Origin of the sequence: Priestia sp. YIM B13489 (assembly GCF_042787645.1) — a bacterium.
GTDB classification, from domain to species: domain Bacteria; phylum Bacillota; class Bacilli; order Bacillales; family Bacillaceae_H; genus Priestia; species Priestia megaterium.
The window spans coordinates 1,166,138-1,187,958 of record NZ_JBHZOQ010000053.1 but is presented as its reverse complement, the minus strand read 5'-3'; the positions used below and the strand labels follow the sequence as shown (position 1 = coordinate 1,187,958).

24 protein-coding genes and 1 riboswitch are annotated in these 21,821 nt (G+C 38.9%); of the genes, 19 read left to right on the top strand and 5 right to left on the bottom strand.

The features are described from left to right. Positions 1 to 110: 110 nt before the first annotated feature. The 4 genes from ACFX4W_RS11940 (at position 111) to ACFX4W_RS11925 (ending at position 4,004) form a co-directional block, all read left to right on the top strand. The gene (locus tag ACFX4W_RS11940) at positions 111 to 1,631 is read left to right on the top strand and encodes a rhomboid family intramembrane serine protease (protein WP_377559418.1); all 1,521 of its coding nucleotides are present in this window, start codon (positions 111 to 113) and stop codon (positions 1,629 to 1,631) included. A gap of 181 nt (positions 1,632 to 1,812) precedes the next feature. Beyond that, positions 1,813 to 2,019, top strand: a complete 207-nt coding sequence (locus ACFX4W_RS11935; RefSeq protein ID WP_013059184.1) for a YqgQ family protein — start codon at positions 1,813 to 1,815, stop codon at positions 2,017 to 2,019. Between the two features lie 2 nt (positions 2,020 to 2,021). Continuing rightward, on the top strand, positions 2,022 to 2,990 hold the full coding sequence (locus tag ACFX4W_RS11930; RefSeq protein ID WP_013059183.1) for an ROK family glucokinase: 969 nt from the start codon (positions 2,022 to 2,024) through the stop codon (positions 2,988 to 2,990). A 111-nt stretch (positions 2,991 to 3,101) separates the two neighbouring features. Further along, positions 3,102 to 4,004, top strand: a complete 903-nt coding sequence (locus tag ACFX4W_RS11925; protein WP_043976229.1) for a M14 family metallopeptidase — start codon at positions 3,102 to 3,104, stop codon at positions 4,002 to 4,004. 35 nt (positions 4,005 to 4,039) lie between these two features. On the opposite strand, the gene ACFX4W_RS11920 is transcribed toward ACFX4W_RS11925, so the two are convergent. After that, positions 4,040 to 4,216, bottom strand: coding sequence for a DUF2759 domain-containing protein (locus tag ACFX4W_RS11920; protein WP_013059181.1), 177 nt, complete (start codon positions 4,214 to 4,216; stop codon positions 4,040 to 4,042). A gap of 208 nt (positions 4,217 to 4,424) precedes the next feature. Between ACFX4W_RS11920 and ACFX4W_RS11915 the strand changes: the two genes are divergently transcribed. After that, the gene (locus tag ACFX4W_RS11915; protein ID WP_034648929.1) at positions 4,425 to 5,057 is read left to right on the top strand and encodes an MBL fold metallo-hydrolase; all 633 of its coding nucleotides are present in this window, start codon (positions 4,425 to 4,427) and stop codon (positions 5,055 to 5,057) included. Between the two features lie 37 nt (positions 5,058 to 5,094). On the opposite strand, the gene ACFX4W_RS11910 is transcribed toward ACFX4W_RS11915, so the two are convergent. After that, positions 5,095 to 5,331, bottom strand: coding sequence for a DUF2626 domain-containing protein (locus ACFX4W_RS11910; RefSeq protein ID WP_013059179.1), 237 nt, complete (start codon positions 5,329 to 5,331; stop codon positions 5,095 to 5,097). 262 nt (positions 5,332 to 5,593) lie between these two features. Here ACFX4W_RS11910 and ACFX4W_RS11905 point away from each other — a divergent pair, with 262 nt between their 5' ends. The 9 genes from ACFX4W_RS11905 to ACFX4W_RS11865 all read left to right on the top strand — a co-directional run bounded on the left by ACFX4W_RS11905 (position 5,594) and on the right by ACFX4W_RS11865 (position 10,435). After that, entirely contained in the window at positions 5,594 to 5,977 is a 384-nt protein-coding gene (locus ACFX4W_RS11905) for a Spx/MgsR family RNA polymerase-binding regulatory protein (RefSeq protein ID WP_013059178.1), read from the top strand. Between the two features lie 269 nt (positions 5,978 to 6,246). Further along, entirely contained in the window at positions 6,247 to 7,299 is a 1,053-nt protein-coding gene (gene comGA, locus ACFX4W_RS11900; protein WP_013085018.1) for a competence type IV pilus ATPase ComGA, read from the top strand. Then, a complete protein-coding gene (gene comGB, locus ACFX4W_RS11895) occupies positions 7,290 to 8,336 on the top strand; it encodes a competence type IV pilus assembly protein ComGB (RefSeq protein ID WP_043976235.1) in 1,047 nt (348 codons plus the stop codon). Before comGA ends, comGB begins: the two co-directional genes overlap by 10 nt. 14 nt (positions 8,337 to 8,350) lie before the next feature. Beyond that, on the top strand, positions 8,351 to 8,662 hold the full coding sequence (gene comGC, locus ACFX4W_RS11890) for a competence type IV pilus major pilin ComGC (protein WP_013059175.1): 312 nt from the start codon (positions 8,351 to 8,353) through the stop codon (positions 8,660 to 8,662). Beyond that, positions 8,649 to 9,086, top strand: coding sequence for a competence type IV pilus minor pilin ComGD (gene comGD / locus ACFX4W_RS11885; RefSeq protein ID WP_043976237.1), 438 nt, complete (start codon positions 8,649 to 8,651; stop codon positions 9,084 to 9,086). Before comGC ends, comGD begins: the two co-directional genes overlap by 14 nt. Then, positions 9,070 to 9,408, top strand: coding sequence for a type II secretion system protein (locus tag ACFX4W_RS11880; RefSeq protein ID WP_028410645.1), 339 nt, complete (start codon positions 9,070 to 9,072; stop codon positions 9,406 to 9,408). The genes comGD and ACFX4W_RS11880 overlap by 17 nt, the downstream gene beginning before the upstream one ends. Continuing rightward, positions 9,405 to 9,842, top strand: a complete 438-nt coding sequence (gene comGF, locus ACFX4W_RS11875) for a competence type IV pilus minor pilin ComGF (protein ID WP_043976239.1) — start codon at positions 9,405 to 9,407, stop codon at positions 9,840 to 9,842. Before ACFX4W_RS11880 ends, comGF begins: the two co-directional genes overlap by 4 nt. Continuing rightward, positions 9,832 to 10,206, top strand: coding sequence for a competence type IV pilus minor pilin ComGG (comGG, locus tag ACFX4W_RS11870; RefSeq protein WP_043976241.1), 375 nt, complete (start codon positions 9,832 to 9,834; stop codon positions 10,204 to 10,206). The genes comGF and comGG overlap by 11 nt, the downstream gene beginning before the upstream one ends. Positions 10,207 to 10,249: 43 nt before the next feature. Further along, positions 10,250 to 10,435, top strand: coding sequence for a YqzE family protein (locus ACFX4W_RS11865; RefSeq protein ID WP_013059170.1), 186 nt, complete (start codon positions 10,250 to 10,252; stop codon positions 10,433 to 10,435). A 24-nt stretch (positions 10,436 to 10,459) separates the two neighbouring features. Here the strand turns inward: ACFX4W_RS11865 and ACFX4W_RS11860 are convergent, their stop codons facing one another. Beyond that, positions 10,460 to 11,284 (bottom strand): YqhG family protein, encoded by an 825-nt coding sequence (locus ACFX4W_RS11860; RefSeq protein ID WP_013059169.1) that lies wholly within the window; start codon positions 11,282 to 11,284, stop codon positions 10,460 to 10,462. Next, positions 11,271 to 12,944, bottom strand: coding sequence for a DEAD/DEAH box helicase (locus ACFX4W_RS11855; protein ID WP_043976244.1), 1,674 nt, complete (start codon positions 12,942 to 12,944; stop codon positions 11,271 to 11,273). The genes ACFX4W_RS11860 and ACFX4W_RS11855 overlap by 14 nt, the downstream gene beginning before the upstream one ends. A 180-nt stretch (positions 12,945 to 13,124) precedes the next feature. Then, a riboswitch (glycine riboswitch) is annotated at positions 13,125 to 13,217 on the top strand. 212 nt (positions 13,218 to 13,429) lie between these two features. Here ACFX4W_RS11855 and gcvT point away from each other — a divergent pair. Genes gcvT through gcvPB form a run of 3 tightly spaced genes read left to right on the top strand, consistent with a single transcriptional unit; the run spans position 13,430 to position 17,368 of the window. Beyond that, on the top strand, positions 13,430 to 14,530 hold the full coding sequence (gcvT, locus tag ACFX4W_RS11850; protein ID WP_280560253.1) for a glycine cleavage system aminomethyltransferase GcvT: 1,101 nt from the start codon (positions 13,430 to 13,432) through the stop codon (positions 14,528 to 14,530). 20 nt (positions 14,531 to 14,550) lie between these two features. After that, complete coding sequence (gene gcvPA, locus ACFX4W_RS11845) at positions 14,551 to 15,897, top strand: aminomethyl-transferring glycine dehydrogenase subunit GcvPA (RefSeq protein ID WP_043976247.1); 1,347 nt, start codon at positions 14,551 to 14,553, stop codon at positions 15,895 to 15,897. Further along, positions 15,890 to 17,368 carry an aminomethyl-transferring glycine dehydrogenase subunit GcvPB gene (gene gcvPB / locus ACFX4W_RS11840; protein ID WP_162214965.1) on the top strand — a complete coding sequence of 493 codons (1,479 nt, stop codon included), beginning with the start codon at positions 15,890 to 15,892 and terminating at the stop codon, positions 17,366 to 17,368. The genes gcvPA and gcvPB overlap by 8 nt, the downstream gene beginning before the upstream one ends. A 44-nt stretch (positions 17,369 to 17,412) precedes the next feature. Here the strand turns inward: gcvPB and ACFX4W_RS11835 are convergent, their stop codons facing one another. Continuing rightward, complete coding sequence (locus ACFX4W_RS11835) at positions 17,413 to 17,796, bottom strand: rhodanese-like domain-containing protein (protein WP_013085006.1); 384 nt, start codon at positions 17,794 to 17,796, stop codon at positions 17,413 to 17,415. A gap of 230 nt (positions 17,797 to 18,026) precedes the next feature. Between ACFX4W_RS11835 and ACFX4W_RS11830 the strand changes: the two genes are divergently transcribed. Continuing rightward, positions 18,027 to 18,860, top strand: coding sequence for a lipoate--protein ligase family protein (locus tag ACFX4W_RS11830; protein WP_013085005.1), 834 nt, complete (start codon positions 18,027 to 18,029; stop codon positions 18,858 to 18,860). A 312-nt stretch (positions 18,861 to 19,172) separates the two neighbouring features. Further along, on the top strand, positions 19,173 to 21,731 hold the full coding sequence (locus ACFX4W_RS11825) for a vitamin B12-dependent ribonucleotide reductase (RefSeq protein ID WP_057243225.1): 2,559 nt from the start codon (positions 19,173 to 19,175) through the stop codon (positions 21,729 to 21,731). The last annotated feature ends 90 nt before the right edge of the window (positions 21,732 to 21,821 follow it).

Genomic DNA, 21,821 nt, shown 5'->3' with positions numbered 1-21,821 from the left:
CTTACAGACCTGTAAGGTGTTTTTTTGTAGAAAAAGAAAAAGGGAAAATCGTTGCTTTTTTCCTGGCTTTCTGCCATCTTTACATATAGAGAGTATGAGGAGGTGACTATTTGTCTAGGCAAGATTTTTATTATTGGCAGCTGGCACAGCAATTGCTTGGCCATTCTTCATATGAGTTGATTTCGATGAAAGCTGATGCTTCAGAGCTATGGTTTCAATCTTCGCATCGCAAAGATAAGTCAATTGTCCGCATAGTCCGCCGGAATTTTAAATCAGCCGTTGAGCAGCAAAAAGATGTATTGTATGCATTACAAAGAGCTGAGAATGTGCGAAAGCAAAGAGGTAAATCAACGCTTACTCTTAACACGATTTACTTTGCTGATTTTGATCCTTTTTATACAGAGCAGTCCTTAGAAAGTGCGCCAAGTCCCTCTAAAGTGAATAGTTATGTTGAACAATTAACGGCAGAGAAAGCAAGCGCTTATGAACCTCTATTCGAACGGCTGGGTCTTACATTAGAAAGCGCAGACAATTTCTTCTCCGAAGAAGAAGCACAGCAAATAGAGCAGTGGAAACATAAAATTGTGCTTTTTGTACAGAAAAAGCAAAGCGAAGAACAGCAAATAGCTGGATACGGGAAGCCTATTTTTACATATATATTTTTAGCGCTGCAAATCTTAATGTTTCTATTTCTGGAGTGGAAGAGCAGTACACAAAATACACTCACTCTGATTCAATACGGAGCTAAATACAACCCCTTAATTATGGAAGGCGAATGGTGGCGCTTTTTTACACCTATAATTTTGCATATAGGACTTCTGCATTTGCTTATGAATAGTGTAGCCCTGTATTATTTAGGAACGCTTGTAGAGAGGATATATGGCAGCGGGCGTTTTGTCTTTATTTATATATTTGCCGGGTTTGCAGGATCTCTAGGAAGTTTTATATGGAATACGTCCATTTCCGCAGGAGCCTCAGGGGCCATTTTCGGTTGCTTTGGAGCTTTACTGTTTTTAGCAAGAACAAATCCACGCTTCTTTTTTCGAACAATGGGATCGAGTTTCATTGTCATCATTGTGATTAACTTGATTTTTGGATTTGTTGCGCCGAACGTCGATAATGCAGGGCATATTGGCGGTTTGGTTGGCGGATTTTTAGCTGCGAGCATCGTCAGTTTACCGAAACAAAAAAAGCTGTATATTCAGATTCCAGCTTTCATTTGCACGCTTTTATTAGTAGGAAGTCTGCTTTTTTATGGATATCATGAGCGTTCTGTTTATCAAGATGAGCCCTATGCACTTAGCGTAGCGGCTACGTATCTTCAGCAGAAGCAGTATGAAGAAGCAAAAGATGCCATTAAGCTTTTTGTTGAAAAAGGAACAGGAAATAGTAACGTGTATTTCGTCAGTGCTAACGCAGAATTTTATCTTGAAAATTATAAAGAAGCTAAACAGCAATTGAATCAGGCTGTAAAGTATGATTCAACTTTTCATGAGGCGTATTACAATTTAGCTCTGGTGAATATGAAACTGAATGATATTCCAGCGGCCACACAAAATATCGATAAAGCAATTGCGCTTGAACCGCAAAATGAAAAATACGAAAAGCTGAAGCAAGAGATAGGAAATTAAAATTGTTGAATGACGAATTTAATATTTTATACTTTACTATTGTGAGAACGTTTACTAGAATATTAATATGTAGACCTAGCAGTGGGCGTTAAATACGGCCGCTGTTTATGACTGAATGACTGTTGAGTTATCTCAAAATAAATGAATCATATCACCTAGAAAATAGGATAAAGGTGACAGAATGAATACGTTATATGATGTACAACAATTATTAAAGTCCTTCGGCATTTTTATATACGTGGGCGATCGTATTGCTGATTTAGAGCTGATGGAAGCGGAAGTAAAAGAGCTATATCAGTCTAACTTGATTGATGTACGTGATTACCAAATGGCAATTCTTTTGCTTCGTCGAGAGTTAAAACAACAAAAAGAGAAAAAGGATGAATGAACATGGATGACAAATGGTTAGTTGGAGTTGATTTAGGCGGTACAACAATAAAAATGGCCTTTATTAATCATTATGGAGAAATCATTCACAAGTGGGAAATTAATACGGATGTGAGCGAGCAAGGCCGTAAAATTCCAACGGATATTGCAAAAGCAATTGATAAAAAGTTAAACGATCTTGGAGAAGTAAAATCAAGGTTAGTAGGAATTGGTATTGGTGCACCGGGGCCTGTTAACTTTGCAAACGGTTCGATTGAAGTAGCTGTCAATTTAGGATGGGAAAAATTCCCTATCAAAGATATCTTGGAAGTAGAAACTTCTCTTCCTGTTGTAGTAGACAATGATGCAAACATTGCAGCGATTGGAGAAATGTGGAAGGGTGCTGGAGATGGAGCAAAAGATTTACTTTGCGTTACGCTTGGCACAGGCGTTGGCGGTGGCGTCATTGCAAACGGTGAAATTGTACAAGGCGTAAATGGAGCCGCTGGTGAGATCGGGCACATTACTTCTATTCCTGAAGGCGGGGCACCGTGTAACTGCGGCAAAACCGGCTGTTTAGAAACCATTGCTTCAGCAACTGGAATTGTACGTTTAACAATGGAAGAATTAACGGAAACGGACAAACCAAGTGAGCTTCGCACGGTGTTAGAACAAAATGGACAAGTTACATCTAAAGATGTATTTGATGCAGCTCGTTCAAAAGACGAGTTAGCTATGCATGTTGTAGATAAAGTTGCTTTTCATTTAGGTCTGGCACTAGCAAACTCTGCTAATGCATTAAACCCTGAGAAGATCGTTCTAGGCGGCGGTGTGTCTCGTGCAGGCGAGGTATTACTTGCACCGGTAAGAGATTATTTCAAACGTTTTGCATTTCCTCGCGTAGCGCAAGGTGCTGAACTAGCAATCGCTACTTTAGGAAACGATGCGGGAATTATTGGAGGAGCTTGGTTAGTTAAATCTTATTTTGAATAATAAGCAAGAATCTAACTGAGATAAAAAAGCGCTTTGACATTTAGTCAAAGCGCTTTTTTATCATGCATCTTTTCAATCTTTACATATACATAGTGTAAAGGAGTGAAGATTATGCAAATTGTAGATATCCAAAAGCCCTACGATTACATGCGAACAATACAAGATATCCAAACACTTTTGACGTACTACCCCTATGGTTCTCTTGAATGGATAGGGTGCAGCGTGCTTGGAAAGCCGATTCCTCATATTTTAATTGGAAACGGAGAAAGAAAGGTTCATATTAATGCGTCTTTTCATGCCAATGAATGGATTACGACAAATGTTCTTCTACAGTTTGTTGAAGATTATTTAGCTGCTCTTCATTACGACAAGGCGTTGAACGGGCAGGAAGCAAGAGCTCTTTTTAATCAAATTACGCTTTCTGCGGTTCCGATTGTTAATCCAGACGGAGTAGATTTGGTCTTAAAAGGTCCTGCTGTAAGTGAACCTTATGCGTCTTTTCTTTCTAAAATAGGAAGAGATTTTCCTGATTTTCAAAGCTGGAAAGCAAATATCCGAGGGGTAGACTTAAACAATCAGTTTCCGGCTTATTGGGAAATTGAAAAAAAGCGCAAAGAACCTAAAGCTCCGCATTATCGGGACTTTCCAGGCTATGAATCTCTGTCTGAACCTGAAGCGCAGGCAATGGTAAAACTCGTTGAGCGTCATGATTTTGATTGTGTGATCGCTTTACATACCCAAGGAGAAGAATTTTACTGGGGGTATATGAATGAAGAGCCGAAGGAAGCGGAGGAAATAGCCAGTTATTTTGAAAGGGTAAGCGGTTATAAAGCAGTCAAAACGATTGATAGTCACGCTGGATTTAAGGATTGGTTTATTTTAGAAAAGAAAAAGCTAGGGTTCACTTTAGAACTGGGGAAAGGAATTAATCCGCTGCCTCTATCTCAAATGTCGCGCGTATATAATCCGACTAAAGCTATTTTAGTTGCGGCAATGGAATATCTATCTATTTGAAAAGCCACGCAAAGCATATGCTTTGCGTGGCTTTTTTAATGATGTACCGCCGGATAACCGTGATGTATAATGGTCATCACGGTAAACCATCCGAACACACCGAATGTTAGTACCGAAAAACCAATGCCTAATATGTTTTTATTTCTAAAAGATGAAATAGCTGCAAATACGCCTAGCAATGTTGTTAGTGCAAAAATAATCATAAGACCCACTCGAAGAAACCTCCTTTAGGCAACTTAAAATTAAAGCGCTATCATTAGCTTATCCCTTTAATTGTAAAACTTTTCTAACCGTTTGTCGAGATGAAAACCAATCTTTCTTTCGCCTTATTAGCTTAGAAAGGTCCTTACTTTCATTTATAAGATGATGTGTGTATGATAATGCATATAACGGAAATAAATTTTACAAGGAGGATACATTATGAACTATCATCGTATACCGCTAGGACCTATTCAAACGAATTGTTATGTCGTTGCTAACGAAAAAAAAGAGTGTTTAGTTTTTGACCCGGGAGCTCAGGGGAAACAGCTCGTTGAATTTCTAGAAAAACAAACGTATAAACCGTTGGCTATTTTGCTGACACACGCTCATTTTGATCACATTGGAGGAGTAGATGAAGTGATGAATCACTACTCTATCCCGCTTTATGTACATAAAAATGAAAAAGAATGGCTTCATAATAGTGATTTAAACGGTTCGAAATTTTTTGATTTAGGAGAAATTACGGCTCCAGATGCAACTGATATTATTTCAATCGAAGGCAATTTAACAATTGGCTCATTCCAATTTGAGGTGTACGAAACGCCTGGCCATTCTCCTGGCAGCGTTTCATATTATTTTAAACCGGGTAACTTTGTAGTATCTGGTGACGCGCTTTTTGCAGGCGGCATTGGACGCACAGATTTACCTGGAGGCAATCAAGCTCAGCTGTTAGAAAGCATCGAATCGAAATTGCTGTCCCTTCCAGAAGATACGCTTGTACTAAGCGGTCACGGACCTGAAACAACTGTGGGGCACGAAATGGATCAAAATCCTTTCCTAAATGGTTTTTAAGAATACAAAAAGCGATGGAAGCCCATCGCTTTTCTCTTTACTGTCCTGGTGTCATCATAAAAGTTGACCAGTACGTGAACCCCACAAAAAAGACGGTCAAATATGCTCCGAAAACGTAAATGTACATTCTTTCAGACAGCTTTAAATAACTAAGAATTACAAAAAAGCCTGTTTGAGCTAAAAAGAGTAAAGAAGTCTTATGCATGTGACCGAGGTAAAACATTACAGTGAAAATTGCTGTCCAGAACCCCATTACACGGTACATTCGTTCCACGTCCATTTCCTCCTTTATCAAACTTAGTTAGTGTCATGATGAATGTCATCGCTGTGTAAGCACTAGAAAGCACTTATGAAACTATATCGATACTTTTCCATTATAATACATCCTTTCTTTCCTGAAAACGCTATCTTTTCCTTGAAATACGACAGAAGAAAAAAAGTTATACAAAACATGTGCAAAATACTATACAAAGGTTATACAAAACGTGTACAATGTATATAAACAATCTATAACTAAAAAAACGGGAGGGTTTCATATGGAAGAAATTAAATTTTATACGTACCCGAGCTGTACATCTTGTCGTAAAACGAAAAAGTGGCTAGTGAAGGAAGATGTAAATTTTAAAGAGCGTCATTTATTTAGAGAAACACCTACTCATAAAGAAATGCTTGAACTTCTTTCTATGACAACAGAAGGGATGGATGAACTTCTTGCTAAAAGAAGTCAAGAATATAAAAAGTTAAATGTTGATGTGGATAGCATGACGCTATCAGAAGTGGTCAATCTATTAATTGAACATCCTCGTTTGCTTCGCCGACCAATTTTAACAGATGGTAAAAAGCTTGTAGTAGGCTATAACGAATCTGCTCTTAAAAATTTAGTCAAGAAAAAAACAAGTCTTGCTTCTCTAGTTGTGTAAGCGTACATGATGAAGAAGCTCAATTCAGTAAATAATGAATAAAACGACAGCGTAGAGTTTTACATCACGTTGTCTTTTTTTATGTAGTCGTTTAGAGGTGTACAGAAGTTGTACATCGTGTACAAGGACTGAAGGGAAGAAAAGAAGCGTATACTAAAAAAATTATAAAAAATGAAAAAAGAAGGAGGAAAATCTCGAAAAAGGTCGAAATTACTGTTTCAAGATGTTTTACCAATCATCTTGATTACAAATAAAGGAGTGATGATCGTTTGACCGAAATTGAACAGTTTGCTACTTACGTTATACGAGATGCATATGAGTGCCGAAGTTCTGATGTGCATATTGTACCCCGAAAGAAAGATGCTGTGATTCAGCTGCGAATTGACCAGGAGCTTATTTTAAAGAGGGTTATTTCAAAGGAAATGTCTGAACGGCTCATTTCGCATTTTAAATTTTTAGGGGGAATGGATATTGGCGAGCGCAGAAAACCTCAAAATGGTGCATTGACGACTTCCATTGATCACTATCAAGTAAATTTGCGTTTATCAACTCTTCCTACTTCTCATGATGAAAGTCTTGTTATTCGGCTTTTGCCTCATCAACAATCTACATCTCTCAAACATTTATCTCTTTTTCCTGAACATACTAAAAAGCTTATTTCTCTCTTGAAATTCTCTCATGGATTAATTATTTTTACCGGTCCTACAGGATCAGGTAAAACCACTACTCTATATACTCTTTTACACGAAGTAAAGCACCTTTTTAATCGAAATGTTATTACACTAGAAGATCCTATTGAAAAACCGAGTGAAACTGTGCTTCAAGTACAGGTAAATGAACGGGCGGGAATTACGTACACGACTGGTTTAAAAGCTATATTGCGCCATGACCCAGACATTATCATGGTGGGAGAAATAAGAGATAGTGAGACTGCCAAAATTGCTGTGAGAGCAGCGCTTACCGGACACTTGGTTTTGACAACAATGCATACTAAAGATACAAAAGGGTCTTTGTACAGGCTGCTTGAGTTTGGCGTTAGCTTTCAAGAAATGGAACAGACTCTTGTAGCAGTAGCTGCACAGCGCCTTGTAGAAATTCGCTGTCCGCTGTGTTCCGGAAAATGCCACCCCGCTTGTAAAAAAATGAGGAAGCATCGTCAGTCCAGCATATACGAATTGCTTTATGGCAAGGAGCTTAGCGCAGTGATGAGAGAAGTGAAAGGAGAAAATGCGGATTATGATTATAAGACGCTCCGAGATGTTATTCTAAAAGGAATCGCGCTAGGCTATTTATATCCGCATTCGCTAGACGGATGGGGATAAAGACAAATAGACAAAAAAGGTGGTCTCTTGCTCAGCAAGCGAAAACTCTTAAGCAGGTCTCTAAGCTCTTGGAAAAAGGCTATACTCTTTCTCAAGCTCTTTCGTTTTTGACGTTTCAAGTATCTAACAAAGAAAAAACGGATATTGAAAAATGTCTTGAGCAGTTAAAACGAGGAGAATCTTTGCACGATGCTTTTGTTAAACTTCAGTTTCACCGTGATATTTTAAGCTATTTATATTTTGCGGAACAGCATGGAAACCTTCAATTTGCTTTAAAAGAAAGCAGCTCAATGATTGAAGAAAAAGTAAGGCATCGTAAAAAATTTCAAAAGCTTGTTCAATATCCCGTATTGCTACTGCTGTTTATTCTTTCCATTTTATTTGTTTTAAGTACGGTTTTACTTCCACAGTTTGAAGCTCTGTACTTATCCTTTGGAAACAAGCAGTCTTCGTTTATCCTCTTATTTATGCAGGCGATGTCGTTCTTTCCTTTTGTATTGCCTGCAGTCATCAGTATGCCAATCATCCTGTATTTGTTTTATGTGATGTACATTAAAAAATTGCCTCCAGTAGTTCAAATGCAGCTCTTTATGAGAGTTCCCGTTATCCGAACGTTCACACGGCTATTTAACTCGTACTTTTTTTCTGTTCATATGAGCAATTTACTAAATGGTGGTTTATCTATTTATGAATGCTTTGCTCTTTTTCAAAAGCAAGAGCATCATCCGTTTTTTCAAGTGGAAGCTTTTGCTTTTACAGATCAACTTTCCTCAGGAATGCGATTAGATCATATCGTTTCAGGTAAATCTCATTATGAAAAAGACTTGGCACACGTTATTGTGCATGGCCAGCAGAACGGTGAGCTTTCTCAAGAACTGTATGATTACAGTCTATTTATGATGGAAAGAATGGAACAGTTTATTTTTCGTATTTTAAAATATGTACAGCCGCTTACATTCTTATTCATCGGAATTGTCATTCTGCTTATGTATATGTCCGTTATGCTTCCGATGTTAGAAGTGATGTCGAGCTTGTAGAAAGGGGAAAGAATATGATTCTAAAAGGTGATAAAGGATTTACCCTTATTGAAATGCTCATTGTTATGCTCGTTATTACCGTGCTTTTGCTCATTATGATTCCAAATGTATTAAAGCATAATACGGTTATTAACAACAAAGGCTGCTCAGCTCTTGTCAAAACCGTAGAGGCTGAGGTACAAGTATACGAACTTGAAAATGGCGAAAAACCAAGTCTAGAAGAGCTTGAAGCAGGAGGCTACTTAAAAGAAGGCACCGTGTGTCCAAATGGTCAAGCCATTCAAATTGACGGTACCGGAAAGGTTACAGCTAGTGGTTCTTCTTAAGCAAAAAGGATTTACCCTCATTGAGATGCTGATGGTTTTATTTATTGTGCAAGTGATGATGTTTTCCATTATTGTAGCCATTCGTCCGCTTGTGGAATATTACAAAATCACATTATTTTTGCGACAGCTGCAAAGCGACACGTTTTATGTGCAGCAGACAGCCATGAACAGAGAATCTCCAATTAAAATTAACTTCGCACCGAAGGGAACAGAATATATTGTTTCTGATTCTCGTACCGTTCTTTATAAGCGCGCCTATGACTCCACCATTCATATCACGTTTGGAAGCGGAAATTCCACGATACAATACAACAAAAACGGCAATATTTCTCAAGCGAAGACCATTTTTATCAGCAATCAAAAATTTAAATATAAAGTTATTTTTCAAATAGGCAGAGGGCGTTTTTATGTGGACAAGATGTAAGGGTCAGCAGGGCTACACTTTGTTAGAAATGCTTGTTTCATTTAGTATGCTTTTACTCCTAACCGGTACAATTATTCCTTTGTATGTTCAGATGAAGGAAGCAGAAAAGAAGCAATATGTTTCGTATCAAGCCGATGCTATCTTGCACGAAGAGCTATTGAAATATAAATATGAAGCAGGATATAAACGGCGAGAAAAAATCGTAAAAGAAAACGTTGCGTTTTATCTGAAGTGGGACGGAGAAAGTGCTCAAAAGCTTTGTGTAGAATGGACAGATTCCGCTGAGAAAATGAAAAAGAAGTGTGATGTGATGTTGAAGTGAAAAGGGAAAAAGGTTTTACGCTTGTAGAGATGTTAGTCAGTTTTACTCTCTTTTTGATCATTGTTTCATTTTTCCCCATTATCATTCCGCTAGCGAAGCAAACATATAATCCGGACTTTAGTATGAATGAAATGGAATGGGAAATCTTTGTGAATCAACTTGCTATGGAATATCGAGAAGCAAAAGAAGTAGGAATTCATGCGACTACGCTTACGTTGAAAATGGAAAATAATCAGATCATCACTTATGAACGCTATGAAGACAAGATAAGAAGACGAGTGGATGAAAGCGGTCATGAAGTTGTGCTGCAGCACATTAAGAATATTATGTATGAACAGCAAAAAGAAAGGCTGTTAATTCGTTCAACAGACCGTGTGAACAAAGTTAGAGAAGAAACCATTACGACGTTTTTGATGCTTGCTCATGAAACATAATGAGCAAGGATTTATTCTCCCCGTTGTTTTGGCATTTTGTGCGCTTTTTCTTCTGTTAGTAGCTCAGCAAACCACTTATTTTGTGACGAAAAGTTCATTTTATCAAGAAGTAGAGCAGAAAAATCGCCTGCAGCATCTTTTAGAAAACGCGGTTGTACATGTAAAAAAAGAAATAAAAGAACATAATAAATCTCCATTTGCATCTTTAGTATTAGAAACTGGTACGGTTTCATACGAAGTAGTAAGTGAAGATGAACAGATGATTATCCTAAAAATAAAATGTCAAACATTGCAAGGAAGAGCATTGACGGAAACGGCATATATTCAAAAAAAGGATCAGCACATTGTGAAGTGGACGGATTAAGTCTCTTTCTCTCCGGATATAATAGTGCTGAGGAGTTGATTATATGAAAACGAATGATTATGTAAAATATATGACTCAGCAATTTGTACAATATATGGATCAGCCAAAAGAAGAGAGGAAAACGAAAAAAATTCAAAAAAAAGAAGAGCGAGCACCTTTTGCAAACAGATGGTTTGGAATGATTCCGCTGTCGTTTATGCTGTGGTATCGAAAGAAAAAAGAAAGATGAGCATATCATATGCTCATCTTTTTTTTAACCGGCTTGTGTTTTGTTAAATTGACGAGACATCGTTTCAGGCGATATGTAAAATAAGCCACCGTTTATAAACTTAAACAAGATAGTCGGCTCGTACAGTTCTTGAAGCGCTGTTTTTTCGGTCATATATATTTCTGGTAGCTCTTCTGCTGTTTCGTAAAAATGATCAAGAAGCGCTAAGTCTTCATACCATCTCTCCTGCGCTTTTTCAGCCCATTCAGTTGGCTGAGCTTTAACATAGTCAGTCACATATGATGTGAGTCGTGCGATGGCACTTTTAGGTTTAATAAAAGGTGAGAGAGTAAAGCAATAGTCTGAGATTTTAGATGACAAATTTTGATTAATGATTAATTCATGAAATGATTCAATAATCTGTCCATTGATTAAATTAATGCCAAGCGACAAGAGCTCATCTTTTTTACGATCGCATTTGTATGAGACTTTAATATTTAATGCAAGCCAAGGGTGTAAAGGCTGATTTGTTGGCTGAGCTGATGCAACTTGTTCATACAAGTGAATAAACCCGCCTAGTTTTTGAGTAGAAGCGAAAATTTGGTGCAGCCTAGGTGAACCGAAATGAATTCGTTCTCCTTGAACGGAATCGTCTTCAAATGCTGGGTCTGTAATGAAAGTGAGCGAAGCAGGAGTTGCTTCTCCTCCCGTCTTTTCAATATAGTGCCAATAAAATGGACGATTCATCAATTCTTTATCGAGTTCAATCGTTAATTGAACCGTCAGGTAAGAAGATGTTTCTGTGACAATAGAACAATTATTAGCTAGAAAATAACGCTTTAAAAATTGATGAATATCAGTTTGCTGCATGCTGATCCTCCTCGCTGTCTTCGTATTGAATAATAGACGTCAAGTTCTCCATTTTGATTTTTATTTCTCCTTCACTCCGTGAATGAAATAAAATATCCTGAATATGCTCTTCGATATTTTTTAAATCAAGCTTTGTTAAAATATCATCTAGCTCTCCAACAACTCGTTCAAAAAGGTTTATTTTTTCGTATAACAATTTTAAAATATGTTCTTCGACCGTATGTTGAATGGCTAAATTGTAAATGTGAACATCATGTTTTTGACCTAAACGATGGACCCTTCCAATTCGCTGTTCTAGACGCATTGGATTCCACGGCAGATCATAGTTAATGATATGATGACAAAACTGAAGATTGATTCCTTCTCCGCCTGCTTCAGTGGCAATAAATACTTGCGCGTGGCTTTCAAAAAGCTGCTTCATCCAGTCTTTTTTACCTCGCTTAAATCCGCCTCTAAAAGGTACAGAGGTAATTCCATGCTGTTTTAAATACCACTGTAAATACAGTTGAGTTGCTCTGTACTCAGTAAAAATAATGACTTTATCATCAATTTTCTGAACGAGTTCTAGCACTTTTTCTGCTTTTGCATTTTGCGGAACTTGCTGAAGTAGTTCCATTAACGGAGTAATCATATGTTCCGTTAATGCGCTGTTTGGATCTTCCTGACGTTCCAGCATGTTTTTTAATGTCATATACACCGCTTCACGGCTGCTGCAGGCCTCTCGCTGCAGGGTTAAAATTGAAAAAGCGCTTGAAGGGTGGAGTCCGTTTCCTTTAAAAGATGTAATCGCATCGTATAGCTCCCGTTCTTTCGCCGAGAATTCAACAGGAATGGTTTGAACAATTCGCTTTGTCCATTCGATACCCGTATCGTGGCGGCGATTTCGAATCATAACTTTGTTAACAAGCTCTTTTAAGTGTTCATCGTTTTGCAAAGAGCGTTTTTTAGCGGAAAATAATTCTTCGAAATAGTCTTTATTGCCGAGATGACCAGGCTTTAAAAGAGAGACTAAGTTAAAAATTTCTTCAATTCGATTTTGAATCGGTGTTGCGGTTAGCAACAGACAAAATTTCTTTTTTAGACTTTGCACAAATTCATAGTTTTTTGTTTTGTTGTTTTTAAGTTTATGAGCTTCATCAATGATGATGAGGTCGTAGTCTTGTTCTAGCACAATTTCTCGATGAGGAGAACGTTTTGCTGTATCAATTGAAGACACAACGATGTCACACTGATCCCACACGTATGATTTTCTTTGAGGGACTGCGGGAATATAAAATTTTTGGTTCAATTCCATAGCCCACTGTGAAACAAGCGAAGCTGGAACTAAAATGAGAACTTTTTTAACAAGTCCGCGAATCATATATTCCTTCAAAATTAACCCTGCTTCAATCGTTTTGCCCAGTCCTACTTCATCTGCTAAAATGGCTTTCCCATTCATTGTTTCAACTACTTGTTTGGCTACTTCGAGCTGATGAGGAAGCGGCGTTAAATCGGCTAGATGTTTTGGGCTTTGTAGTCCTTCAAATTCTGAGATAAGCGTTTGGTCTTCTATTTCATAGGCAAGTTTATACAAATCCCATGCAGACCAAGGGCCGTCTTGCTCCAATTTAGTTGAGAAGGCTGCTTCCCATGTTTCATCGATGTTTAATTTCACTTTCATGATAAAAATGCTCCTTTGTGAAAAATTTTTATTGAACAAATGATAAGAATCAGGTAGGATAAAAATATATTTAGAAAATTTGAAAAAGAAAATAGATTAGCACTTTACAAATGATTGTGTGAATAAAGATAGATACATCTTTCAGTAGTATGCCCAACTTTACCAACTTTATAGAAGCGAATGACGACACGGGGAGAGACTACTTGAATGTAGCGCCGAAGGAGCAAGCAATAAAATTGTGAATCTCTCAGGCAAAAAGACTCTTGTTTGACGCAGCTCTGGAGAGCGTCTATGCGTTTATAGACCACCCACGAGGCAAACCTATTCATTTATAGGTAAACTTTCAGGTGAAAAGGACAGAGACTTCCTACTAAATACAGTAGGGGGTTTTCTGTCCTTTTTTGTTTGGATAAATAGTGATCCCCACACTATTTGAAAACTCCCCGTTATGAAAAGTTTCACGTGAAAAAGAGGAGGACATAAATATGACAACAGAATTACACAAAACGCCGCTTTATGATACCTATCAAAAATATGGTGCCAAAACAATTGATTTTGGAGGATGGGCTCTTCCCGTTCAATTTTCTTCTATTAAAGAAGAGCATGAAGCTGTACGTACAAAGGCAGGCCTTTTTGATGTCTCTCATATGGGAGAAATTCTTGTAACAGGAGCTGATAGCTTAGCTTTTCTTCAGCACACGATGACAAATGACGTTTCTACCCTCGTAGATGGAAAAGCGCAGTATACGGCCATGTGTTATGAAGACGGAGGCACGGTAGATGATTTGCTGATTTATAAAAAAGCAGATCAAGAGTATTTGCTAGTCGTAAACGCTGCTAATATTCAAAAAGACTATGAGTGGCTGGTGTCTCACAAACAAGGAGATGTAACGCTCGTTAATCAGTCTGATGAAACTGCGCAGCTAGCTTTGCAAGGTCCTGTAGCAGAAAAAGTTTTACAAACGTTAACGAACGAAAATTTAGCTTTGTTAAAGCCATTTACATTTGCTGATGATGTAGAAGTAGCGAATGTAAAAGCTCTCGTTTCACGTACTGGGTACACCGGGGAAGATGGCTTTGAAATTTATTGTTCTTCAGCTGACGCAGCTCACTTGTGGATGGCTATTTTAGAAGCAGGCAGTGATGAAGGTGTGCTGCCTTGCGGATTAGGTGCTCGCGATACGCTTCGTTTTGAAGCTACTTTGGCTTTATATGGCCAAGAGCTTTCAAAAGATATTACGCCCATTGAAGCTCGAATTGGATTTGCAGTAAAGACGAACAAAGACAGCTTTATTGGAAAAGAAGTGTTAAAAGAACAGCGTGAAAGCGGGGCACCTCGTAAGCTGGTAGGAATTGAAATGATTGATAAAGGTATACCAAGACACGGTTACGAAGTACTTGCAGATGAAGAACAAATTGGATTTGTGACAACAGGTACACAGTCACCGACATTAAAGAAAAACATCGGTCTAGCACTATTGTCAGCAGAGTATACAGAGCTTGGTCAAGAAGTGGAAGTGCAGGTTCGGAAAAAGCGCTTAAAAGCAAAAGTGGTTTCAACACCTTTTTATAAACGTTCAAAGTAAGCTTTGGGGAGGAATTTAACATGTTACATCGCTATTTACCAATGACAGAACAAGATCAGCAGCAAATGTTAGCAGCAATTGGTGTTTCATCTGTTGATGATTTATTTTCAGATATTCCGCAGCGCGTTCGTTTTCAAGGAGAATACAATATTAAAAAAGCGGCTTCAGAGCCTCAGCTGTTAAAAGAATTAAATAGTATGGCTGCTAAAAATGCTCATTTAAAAGACTATGCTTCTTTTTTAGGAGCAGGAGTTTACGATCATTACATGCCGGTTATTGTTGATCATGTTATTTCTCGTTCGGAATTTTATACGGCCTATACTCCGTATCAACCGGAAATTTCTCAAGGAGAACTTCAGGCCATCTTTGAATTTCAAACAATGATTTGTGAGTTAACGGGGATGGACGTGGCTAATTCTTCTATGTATGACGGAGGAACTGCTTTAGCAGAAGCCGCTATGCTCAGTGCGGGTCAAACAAAAAAGAAAAAAGTACTTGTCTCTGCGGCTGTTCACCCTGAGTCAAAAGATGTGTTAAAAACGTATGCGAAGGGTCAATACATTGAAGTGGTAGAAATCCCTTCAGCAGACGGCGTAACAGATATGATTGCATTAGAAAAAGAGATGGGGAGTGACGTGGCAGCTGTTATTGTCCAGTATCCAAATTTCTACGGACAAATCGAGCCGTTAAAAGAAATTGAAGAAATTACCCATCAAGAAAAATGCATGTTTGTGGTTTCAAGCAATCCTTTATCATTAGGTTTACTTACGCCTCCTGGAGAATTCGGAGCTGATATTGTCATTGGAGATGCACAGCCATTTGGTATTCCAAGTCAATTTGGAGGCCCGCACTGCGGATACTTTGCAACTACGTCTAAGCTTATGCGAAAAATCCCAGGACGATTAGTAGGGCAAACGGTCGATGAAAACGGTAAGCGAGGGTTTGTTTTAACCCTTCAAGCGCGTGAACAGCATATACGCCGCGATAAAGCGACGTCTAACATTTGTTCAAATCAAGCGTTAAATGCTTTAGCAGCATCAGTTGCAATGACAGCTTTAGGCAAGCAAGGTGTAAAAGAAATGGCGCTGCAAAACTTATCAAAAACGCATTATGCATATGAAGCATTAAAGGCAAAAGGGGTAAATGTAGCATTTGAAGGACCGTTTTTTAACGAATTAGTCGTGAAGCTTCCGGTTTCGGTAACAGAAGCAAACAATCATTTATTAGCATCAAAAATAATTGGCGGTTATGATCTTAGCCGTGATAACCAAGCGCTTGAAAATCACATGCTGCTTGCTTTTACAGAGCTCCGTACAAAAGAGGAAATTGACCAACTTGTAAATGAATTGGGGGATCTTCATGCTTAATCAAAATCAATCACTTATTTTTGAAAGCAGTAAAGAAGGGCGAATCGGCTATTCATTGCCAGAGTTAGATGTGCCGCAAGTAAATGCTGAAGAACTGCTTGGGAAAGCGTATGTGCGTACCAAAGCTCCTGAGCTTCCTGAAGTATCAGAACTCGATATTATGCGTCATTACACCGCGCTTTCAAAACGAAATCACGGGGTAGACTCAGGGTTTTATCCGCTTGGTTCATGTACGATGAAATATAATCCCAAAGTGAATGAACAAGCAGCACGCATTGCTGGGTTTGCGCATATTCATCCGCTTCAAGATGAGCAAACGGTTCAAGGTGCTCTCGAACTTTTATATGATTTACAAGAGCATTTAACAGAAATTACAGGAATGGATGAAGTAACACTTCAGCCAGCAGCAGGTGCTCACGGCGAGTGGACCGGGCTTATGATGATTCGTGCCTATCATGAAGCAAATGGTGAGACGCAGCGAACAAAAGTCATTGTTCCAGACTCAGCTCACGGAACGAACCCGGCTTCGGCAACAGTTGCGGGATTTGAAACGGTGACGGTAAAATCAAACGAACATGGTTTAGTGGACTTAGAGGATTTACGCCGCGTAGTAGGAGAAGATACAGCCGCTTTAATGTTAACAAACCCAAATACGCTGGGATTATTTGAAGAAGATATTTTAGAAATGGCTGAAATTGTTCACGCAGCAGGTGGAAAGCTTTATTATGATGGTGCAAATTTAAACGCAGTATTAAGTAAAGCCCGTCCTGGAGATATGGGGTTTGACGTTGTTCATTTAAACCTTCATAAAACGTTTACAGGCCCTCATGGAGGAGGCGGTCCTGGCTCTGGTCCGGTAGGGGTAAAAGCAGATTTAATTCCGTATTTGCCTAAACCAGTGCTTGTGAAAACAGAAGAAGGCTATCACTTTGACTATAACCGTCCTCAGTCAATTGGGCGTGTAAAGCCGTTTTACGGCAACTTCGGTATCAACGTTCGCGCTTATACGTATATTCGTTCAATGGGTCCAGACGGCTTAAAAGCGGTGACGGAAAACGCTGTGCTAAATGCCAACTATATGATGCGTCGTTTAGCAGAACACTATGAGCTTCCGTTTGACCGTCACTGTAAGCACGAATTTGTTTTATCTGGAAAACGTCAGAAAAAGCTTGGCGTGCGCACATTGGATATTGCGAAACGACTGCTTGATTTTGGCTATCATCCGCCGACTATCTACTTCCCGCTTATCGTAGAAGAGTGCATGATGATCGAACCAACGGAAACGGAGTCGAAAGAAACGCTAGATGCGTTTATCGATGCGATGATTCAAATTGCAAAAGAAGCAGAAGAAACGCCTGAAGTCGTACAGGAAGCTCCGCATACAACGGTTGTGAAGCGCCTTGATGAAACGCTGGCAGCGAGAAAGCCAGTTCTTCGCTATCAGAAAGAACAGGCTGTTCAAAACGTCTAACAAAAAACCTCGCCCAAAGGCGAGGTTTTTCTATATACATACCATTATTTTTTCTTTTTCACTTTACCGTTCCACATTTTGAAGCCGCCTTTTAAATCATAGATTTCTTGAACACCGTGGCGACGAAGCATTTGTGCTGCGCGTCCTGTGCGCATTCCGCTTTGACAATAGATGTAGACAGGTTGATCTGGACGAAATTCTTTAATGCGCATACGGAACTGTGAAAGAGGAATATTTCGTGCGCCTAAAATATGTCCGTTTTCGAATTCATTCGGTTCACGAATATCAACTAGCTGTGCCTTGCGGTAGCCGCTGCGGAATTCTTCTTCAGTTAACGTTTTCATAATGCGACGTTGGACAAAGAACATAACGACAGAGTATATGATGATTACTCCAAGTAAAATGAGTACTGCTGTAATTGCTGACATGCTGATTCTTCCTTTCTTCGACAAAATCCATACTCTTATTATATAAGTGAATGAAATTAGAAGTAAAGCGATTTTGCCTTGAATCTAGCGGATTTCTTCCCGGAAATGAAAAAACTACCACATTTGAATTCACAGTTTTATGTTGCTCTTTGCTTTTCCTTAGCTCAATCTTTTGGTAGACTAAAAAACGGATTTATTTTTTATATTACATATAGCTGAGGATGAGGTAGATGAAAGCAAAGTGGAGATTTATTGATTCCAACAACCGTTCGCCTTATTACAATATGGCGTTAGATGAAGCGTTATTAGAATGGCATAGTAAAGGAGAAATTCCACCTACGATTCGTTTTTACGGATGGAACCCTCCAACGCTGTCAATCGGTTATTTTCAAAAAGCTGAAAAAGAAATTAACTTTGATAAAGTAAAAGAATTAGGGCTAGGCTTTGTAAGACGTCCAACGGGCGGCAGGGGCGTGCTTCACGATGAAGAGCTTACTTACAGCGTAATTGTATCTGAAGAGTATCCTAACATGCCCAAGACAGTTACAGAGGCATATCGCGTAATCTCTGAAGGTTTACTGGAAGGATTTCGTTCGTTAGGGCTCGAGGCTTATTTTGCTATTCCTCGTTCAGAAGAAGAAAAAAATAGCTTAAAAAACCCTCGTTCGTCCGTGTGCTTTGATGCTCCTTCTTGGTATGAACTAGTTGTAGAGGGCCGCAAGATTGCTGGAAGTGCCCAAACTAGACAAAAAGGAGTTATTCTACAGCACGGCTCTATTCTGTTAGAGATTGATGAAGATAAATTATTCAGCGTGTTTAATTATCCAAATGATCGCGTGAAAGAAAGAATGCAGCGCGCATTTCGTTCTAAAGCGGTAGCCATTAATGCAATTGCGGGCCGCAAAATCTCTATTGAAGAAGCAAAAGAAGCGTTTTATAAAGGATTTGCTTCTGCTCTTGATATCGATTTAGAACCGTATACACTGTCTGAAGAAGAGGAAGCATATGTAGAAGAACTAGCGCGCACAAAGTACGGATCGGATGAATGGAACTTTAAGCGCTAAACGGATGCCCATGGGAAATAGATAAAAGTGCAACTTCTTATAAGTTGCACTTTTTAGTGGAATTTTTAGAAACAATGCTTGGCTAATAGAATACATAGGGAAGAAAAGTCAAACACTTTTTTTACGAAAAAAAAAATATTTCACTTGACACCCTTCTATATGTAGATGTTTGGAGAAGTGTCAAATACTATATATTGAATTCGTCCAAGCCGTGTGGTAAGTTATTGATAGTTGATTGAAAAACTCTATTTCCTTTAAAAGGAAATAGAGTTAATAAATTTATAGATGTTCGATAGGTAAGGAGTTGTGAGAATGACTGTTTTGTTAAATCAAAAAGTGAATATGAATGTTGAAAAGCTCAATTCAGATATTGAACGCTTTCCGCAAGTACATCCGATTACACCGGATATGAAGTTGACTCATAAAGGTGTTTCAAGATTGGTAATGTTAGACCGCTATGCGTTTAAAGATACGGAAAAATTAACGTTATCAGAAGGAGATTTTGTTGTTCTAACTGTAAAGGAAGATCCAAAATTTCCAGCACGAGGACTTGGCTATGTGGAAAGCATTAATTTTGAGCAAAAAACCGCTGTTGTCAAGGTAGAAGATGAGTTTAGAGGAGCTTTATCGCCTGAAGAAGCAGAAAACGGATTAATCACTCGTTCTTTAGATGTCATTGAAAAACCTCTAGAAGTCTTCTACGAGCAAATTGCAAAACGTAATGCAACAGGCTTAGCTTCTGTGGAAAAAACAGAAGAAAAGCGCAAAGAGTGGTTTGAAAAGTTCTATCAAGAGCTTGTTCAGCTAAACTTTGTACCAGCTGGCCGCGTTCTTTACGGTGCAGGTGCTGATACGGACGTAACGTACTTCAACTGTTATGTAATGCCTTATGTAAAAGATTCACGTGAAGGTATTTCAGAACACCGCAAACAAGTAATGGAAATCATGAGCCGTGGAGGCGGTGTTGGAACGAATGGTTCAACTCTTCGTCCGCGCAACACGCTGGCTCGCGGTGTAAACGGTAAATCATCTGGTTCGGTTTCATGGTTAGATGATATTGCTAAACTGACGCATCTTGTTGAGCAAGGTGGGTCACGTCGTGGGGCCCAAATGATCATGCTTGCCGACTGGCATCCTGACATTGTAGAATTTATTATTTCTAAAATGCAAAACCCTCGCATTTTACGTTTCTTAATTGAAAACACAAATGACGAAATGATTAAAAAACATGCGCAAGATAAATTGAAGTTCACGCCGCTAACAGAGTCTGAAGAAGCGATGTACCAAGGAATCATTAACTATAAACAAATTCCTGGTCTTGGTGGGTTCAGTGAAAAAATCATCAAAGATGCAGAAGAAAAGCTGCAAACAGGCGGAACGTACAGCGTTCATAACTCAGAGTTTTTAACAGGAGCAAACATTTCTGTATGCTTAACAAAAGATTTTATGGATGCTGTTGAAAACGACGGAGAATACGAACTTCGCTTCCCAGACGTAGAAAGCTATTCAAAAGAAGAAATGGCTAACTACAATGAAAACTGGCACGAAGTAGGCGACGTGCGCGAATGGGCAAAACAAGGAAACAAAGTTCGTACGTATCGTACTATCCGTGCAAAAGAGCTATGGAACTTAATTAATATTTGTGCAACGTACTCAGCTGAACCAGGCATTTTCTTCTTTGACAATGCTAATGATATGACAAATGCTCAAGCATATGGTCAGCACGTTGTTGCAACAAATCCATGTGGTGAACAACCACTTGCACCATTCTCTGTCTGCAACTTAGCTGCTGTTAACCTAGCGCAAATGGCAGATAAAGAAACGAAAACTGTTAACTTTGAAAAGTTACGTCAAACGGTTGAAACAGGCGTTAGAATGCAAGATAACGTTATTGATGCAACTCCTTATTTCTTAGAAGAAAACCAAAAGCAAGCGCTTGGCGAACGCCGCGTTGGCCTTGGTGTAATGGGTCTTCACGATCTTCTTATTTATTGTGAAACAGAGTACGGCTCTGACAAAGGCAATGAGTTAGTAGATAAAGTGTTTGAAACAATTGCAACGACGGCTTACCGCGCGTCTGTAGAGCTTGGAAAAGAAAAAGGAAGCTTCCCGTTCTTAGTAGGCGAAACAGATGCTGAAACGGCTTCTTTACGTGAAGCATTCACAAATACAGGCTTCATGAAAAAAATGCCTGAAGATATTCGTGAAAACATTAAAGAGAACGGTATCCGAAACTCTCATTTATTAACAGTAGCGCCAACAGGCAGTACTGGAACAATGGTTGGAGTATCAACGGGTCTTGAACCTTATTTCTCATTCTCATACTTCCGAAGCGGCCGTTTAGGTAAATTTATTGAAGTAAAAGCTGATATCGTTCAAGAGTATTTAGATCAGCATCCAGAAGCAGATCCAAACAACCTTCCTGAATGGTTCATTTCAGCTATGGAACTTGCACCACAAGCTCACGCGGATGTGCAATGTGTGATTCAGCGCTGGATTGACAGTTCAATTAGTAAAACAGTAAACGCTCCTCGCGGTTACACGGTAGAGCAAGTTCAAAAAGTGTACGAGCGTCTGTATAAAGGCGGAGCAAAAGGCGGTACGGTGTACGTAGACGGCAGCCGTGATGCACAAGTCTTAACGCTAAAAGCAGAAGAAAATACGTTTGATGAAGAAATTGAAGCGCCAAAAGAAGAAACGAAACCGCACGTTGTGTTAGTTGATACAATTAATGAAATTCGTTCAACTGATGTAACAATCGGTTCTGAAGTAGGTAATACGTGTCCGGTTTGCCGTCAAGGAACGGTAGAAGAAATGGGCGGATGCAACACATGTACAAACTGTGGTGCACAGCTGAAATGCGGCCTTTAATTTTGAATATGATTGACTAGTAAAAGCTGACTCAAACGAGTCAGCTTTTATTATGTATAAAAATGGGGCATAAATAAGAAGCGAGATCGA

Bases quoted from the DNA above. Each gene is read 5' to 3' on its own strand.
- ACFX4W_RS11935 (WP_013059184.1), top strand. From the start codon at position 1,813: ATGAATACGTTATATGATGTACAACAATTATTAAAGTCCTTCGGCATT.
- ACFX4W_RS11930 (WP_013059183.1), top strand. From the start codon at position 2,022: ATGGATGACAAATGGTTAGTTGGAGTTGATTTAGGCGGTACAACAATA.
- ACFX4W_RS11925 (WP_043976229.1), top strand. From the start codon at position 3,102: ATGCAAATTGTAGATATCCAAAAGCCCTACGATTACATGCGAACAATA.
- ACFX4W_RS11915 (WP_034648929.1), top strand. From the start codon at position 4,425: ATGAACTATCATCGTATACCGCTAGGACCTATTCAAACGAATTGTTAT.
- ACFX4W_RS11905 (WP_013059178.1), top strand. From the start codon at position 5,594: ATGGAAGAAATTAAATTTTATACGTACCCGAGCTGTACATCTTGTCGT.
- comGB (WP_043976235.1), top strand. From the start codon at position 7,290: ATGGGGATAAAGACAAATAGACAAAAAAGGTGGTCTCTTGCTCAGCAA.
- comGC (WP_013059175.1), top strand. From the start codon at position 8,351: ATGATTCTAAAAGGTGATAAAGGATTTACCCTTATTGAAATGCTCATT.
- ACFX4W_RS11880 (WP_028410645.1), top strand. From the start codon at position 9,070: ATGTGGACAAGATGTAAGGGTCAGCAGGGCTACACTTTGTTAGAAATG.
- comGG (WP_043976241.1), top strand. From the start codon at position 9,832: ATGAAACATAATGAGCAAGGATTTATTCTCCCCGTTGTTTTGGCATTT.
- ACFX4W_RS11865 (WP_013059170.1), top strand. From the start codon at position 10,250: ATGAAAACGAATGATTATGTAAAATATATGACTCAGCAATTTGTACAA.
- ACFX4W_RS11860 (WP_013059169.1), bottom strand. From the start codon at position 11,284: ATGCAGCAAACTGATATTCATCAATTTTTAAAGCGTTATTTTCTAGCT.
- ACFX4W_RS11855 (WP_043976244.1), bottom strand. From the start codon at position 12,944: ATGAAAGTGAAATTAAACATCGATGAAACATGGGAAGCAGCCTTCTCA.
- gcvT (WP_280560253.1), top strand. From the start codon at position 13,430: ATGACAACAGAATTACACAAAACGCCGCTTTATGATACCTATCAAAAA.
- gcvPA (WP_043976247.1), top strand. From the start codon at position 14,551: ATGTTACATCGCTATTTACCAATGACAGAACAAGATCAGCAGCAAATG.
- gcvPB (WP_162214965.1), top strand. From the start codon at position 15,890: ATGCTTAATCAAAATCAATCACTTATTTTTGAAAGCAGTAAAGAAGGG.
- ACFX4W_RS11835 (WP_013085006.1), bottom strand. From the start codon at position 17,796: ATGTCAGCAATTACAGCAGTACTCATTTTACTTGGAGTAATCATCATA.
- ACFX4W_RS11830 (WP_013085005.1), top strand. From the start codon at position 18,027: ATGAAAGCAAAGTGGAGATTTATTGATTCCAACAACCGTTCGCCTTAT.
- ACFX4W_RS11825 (WP_057243225.1), top strand. From the start codon at position 19,173: ATGACTGTTTTGTTAAATCAAAAAGTGAATATGAATGTTGAAAAGCTC.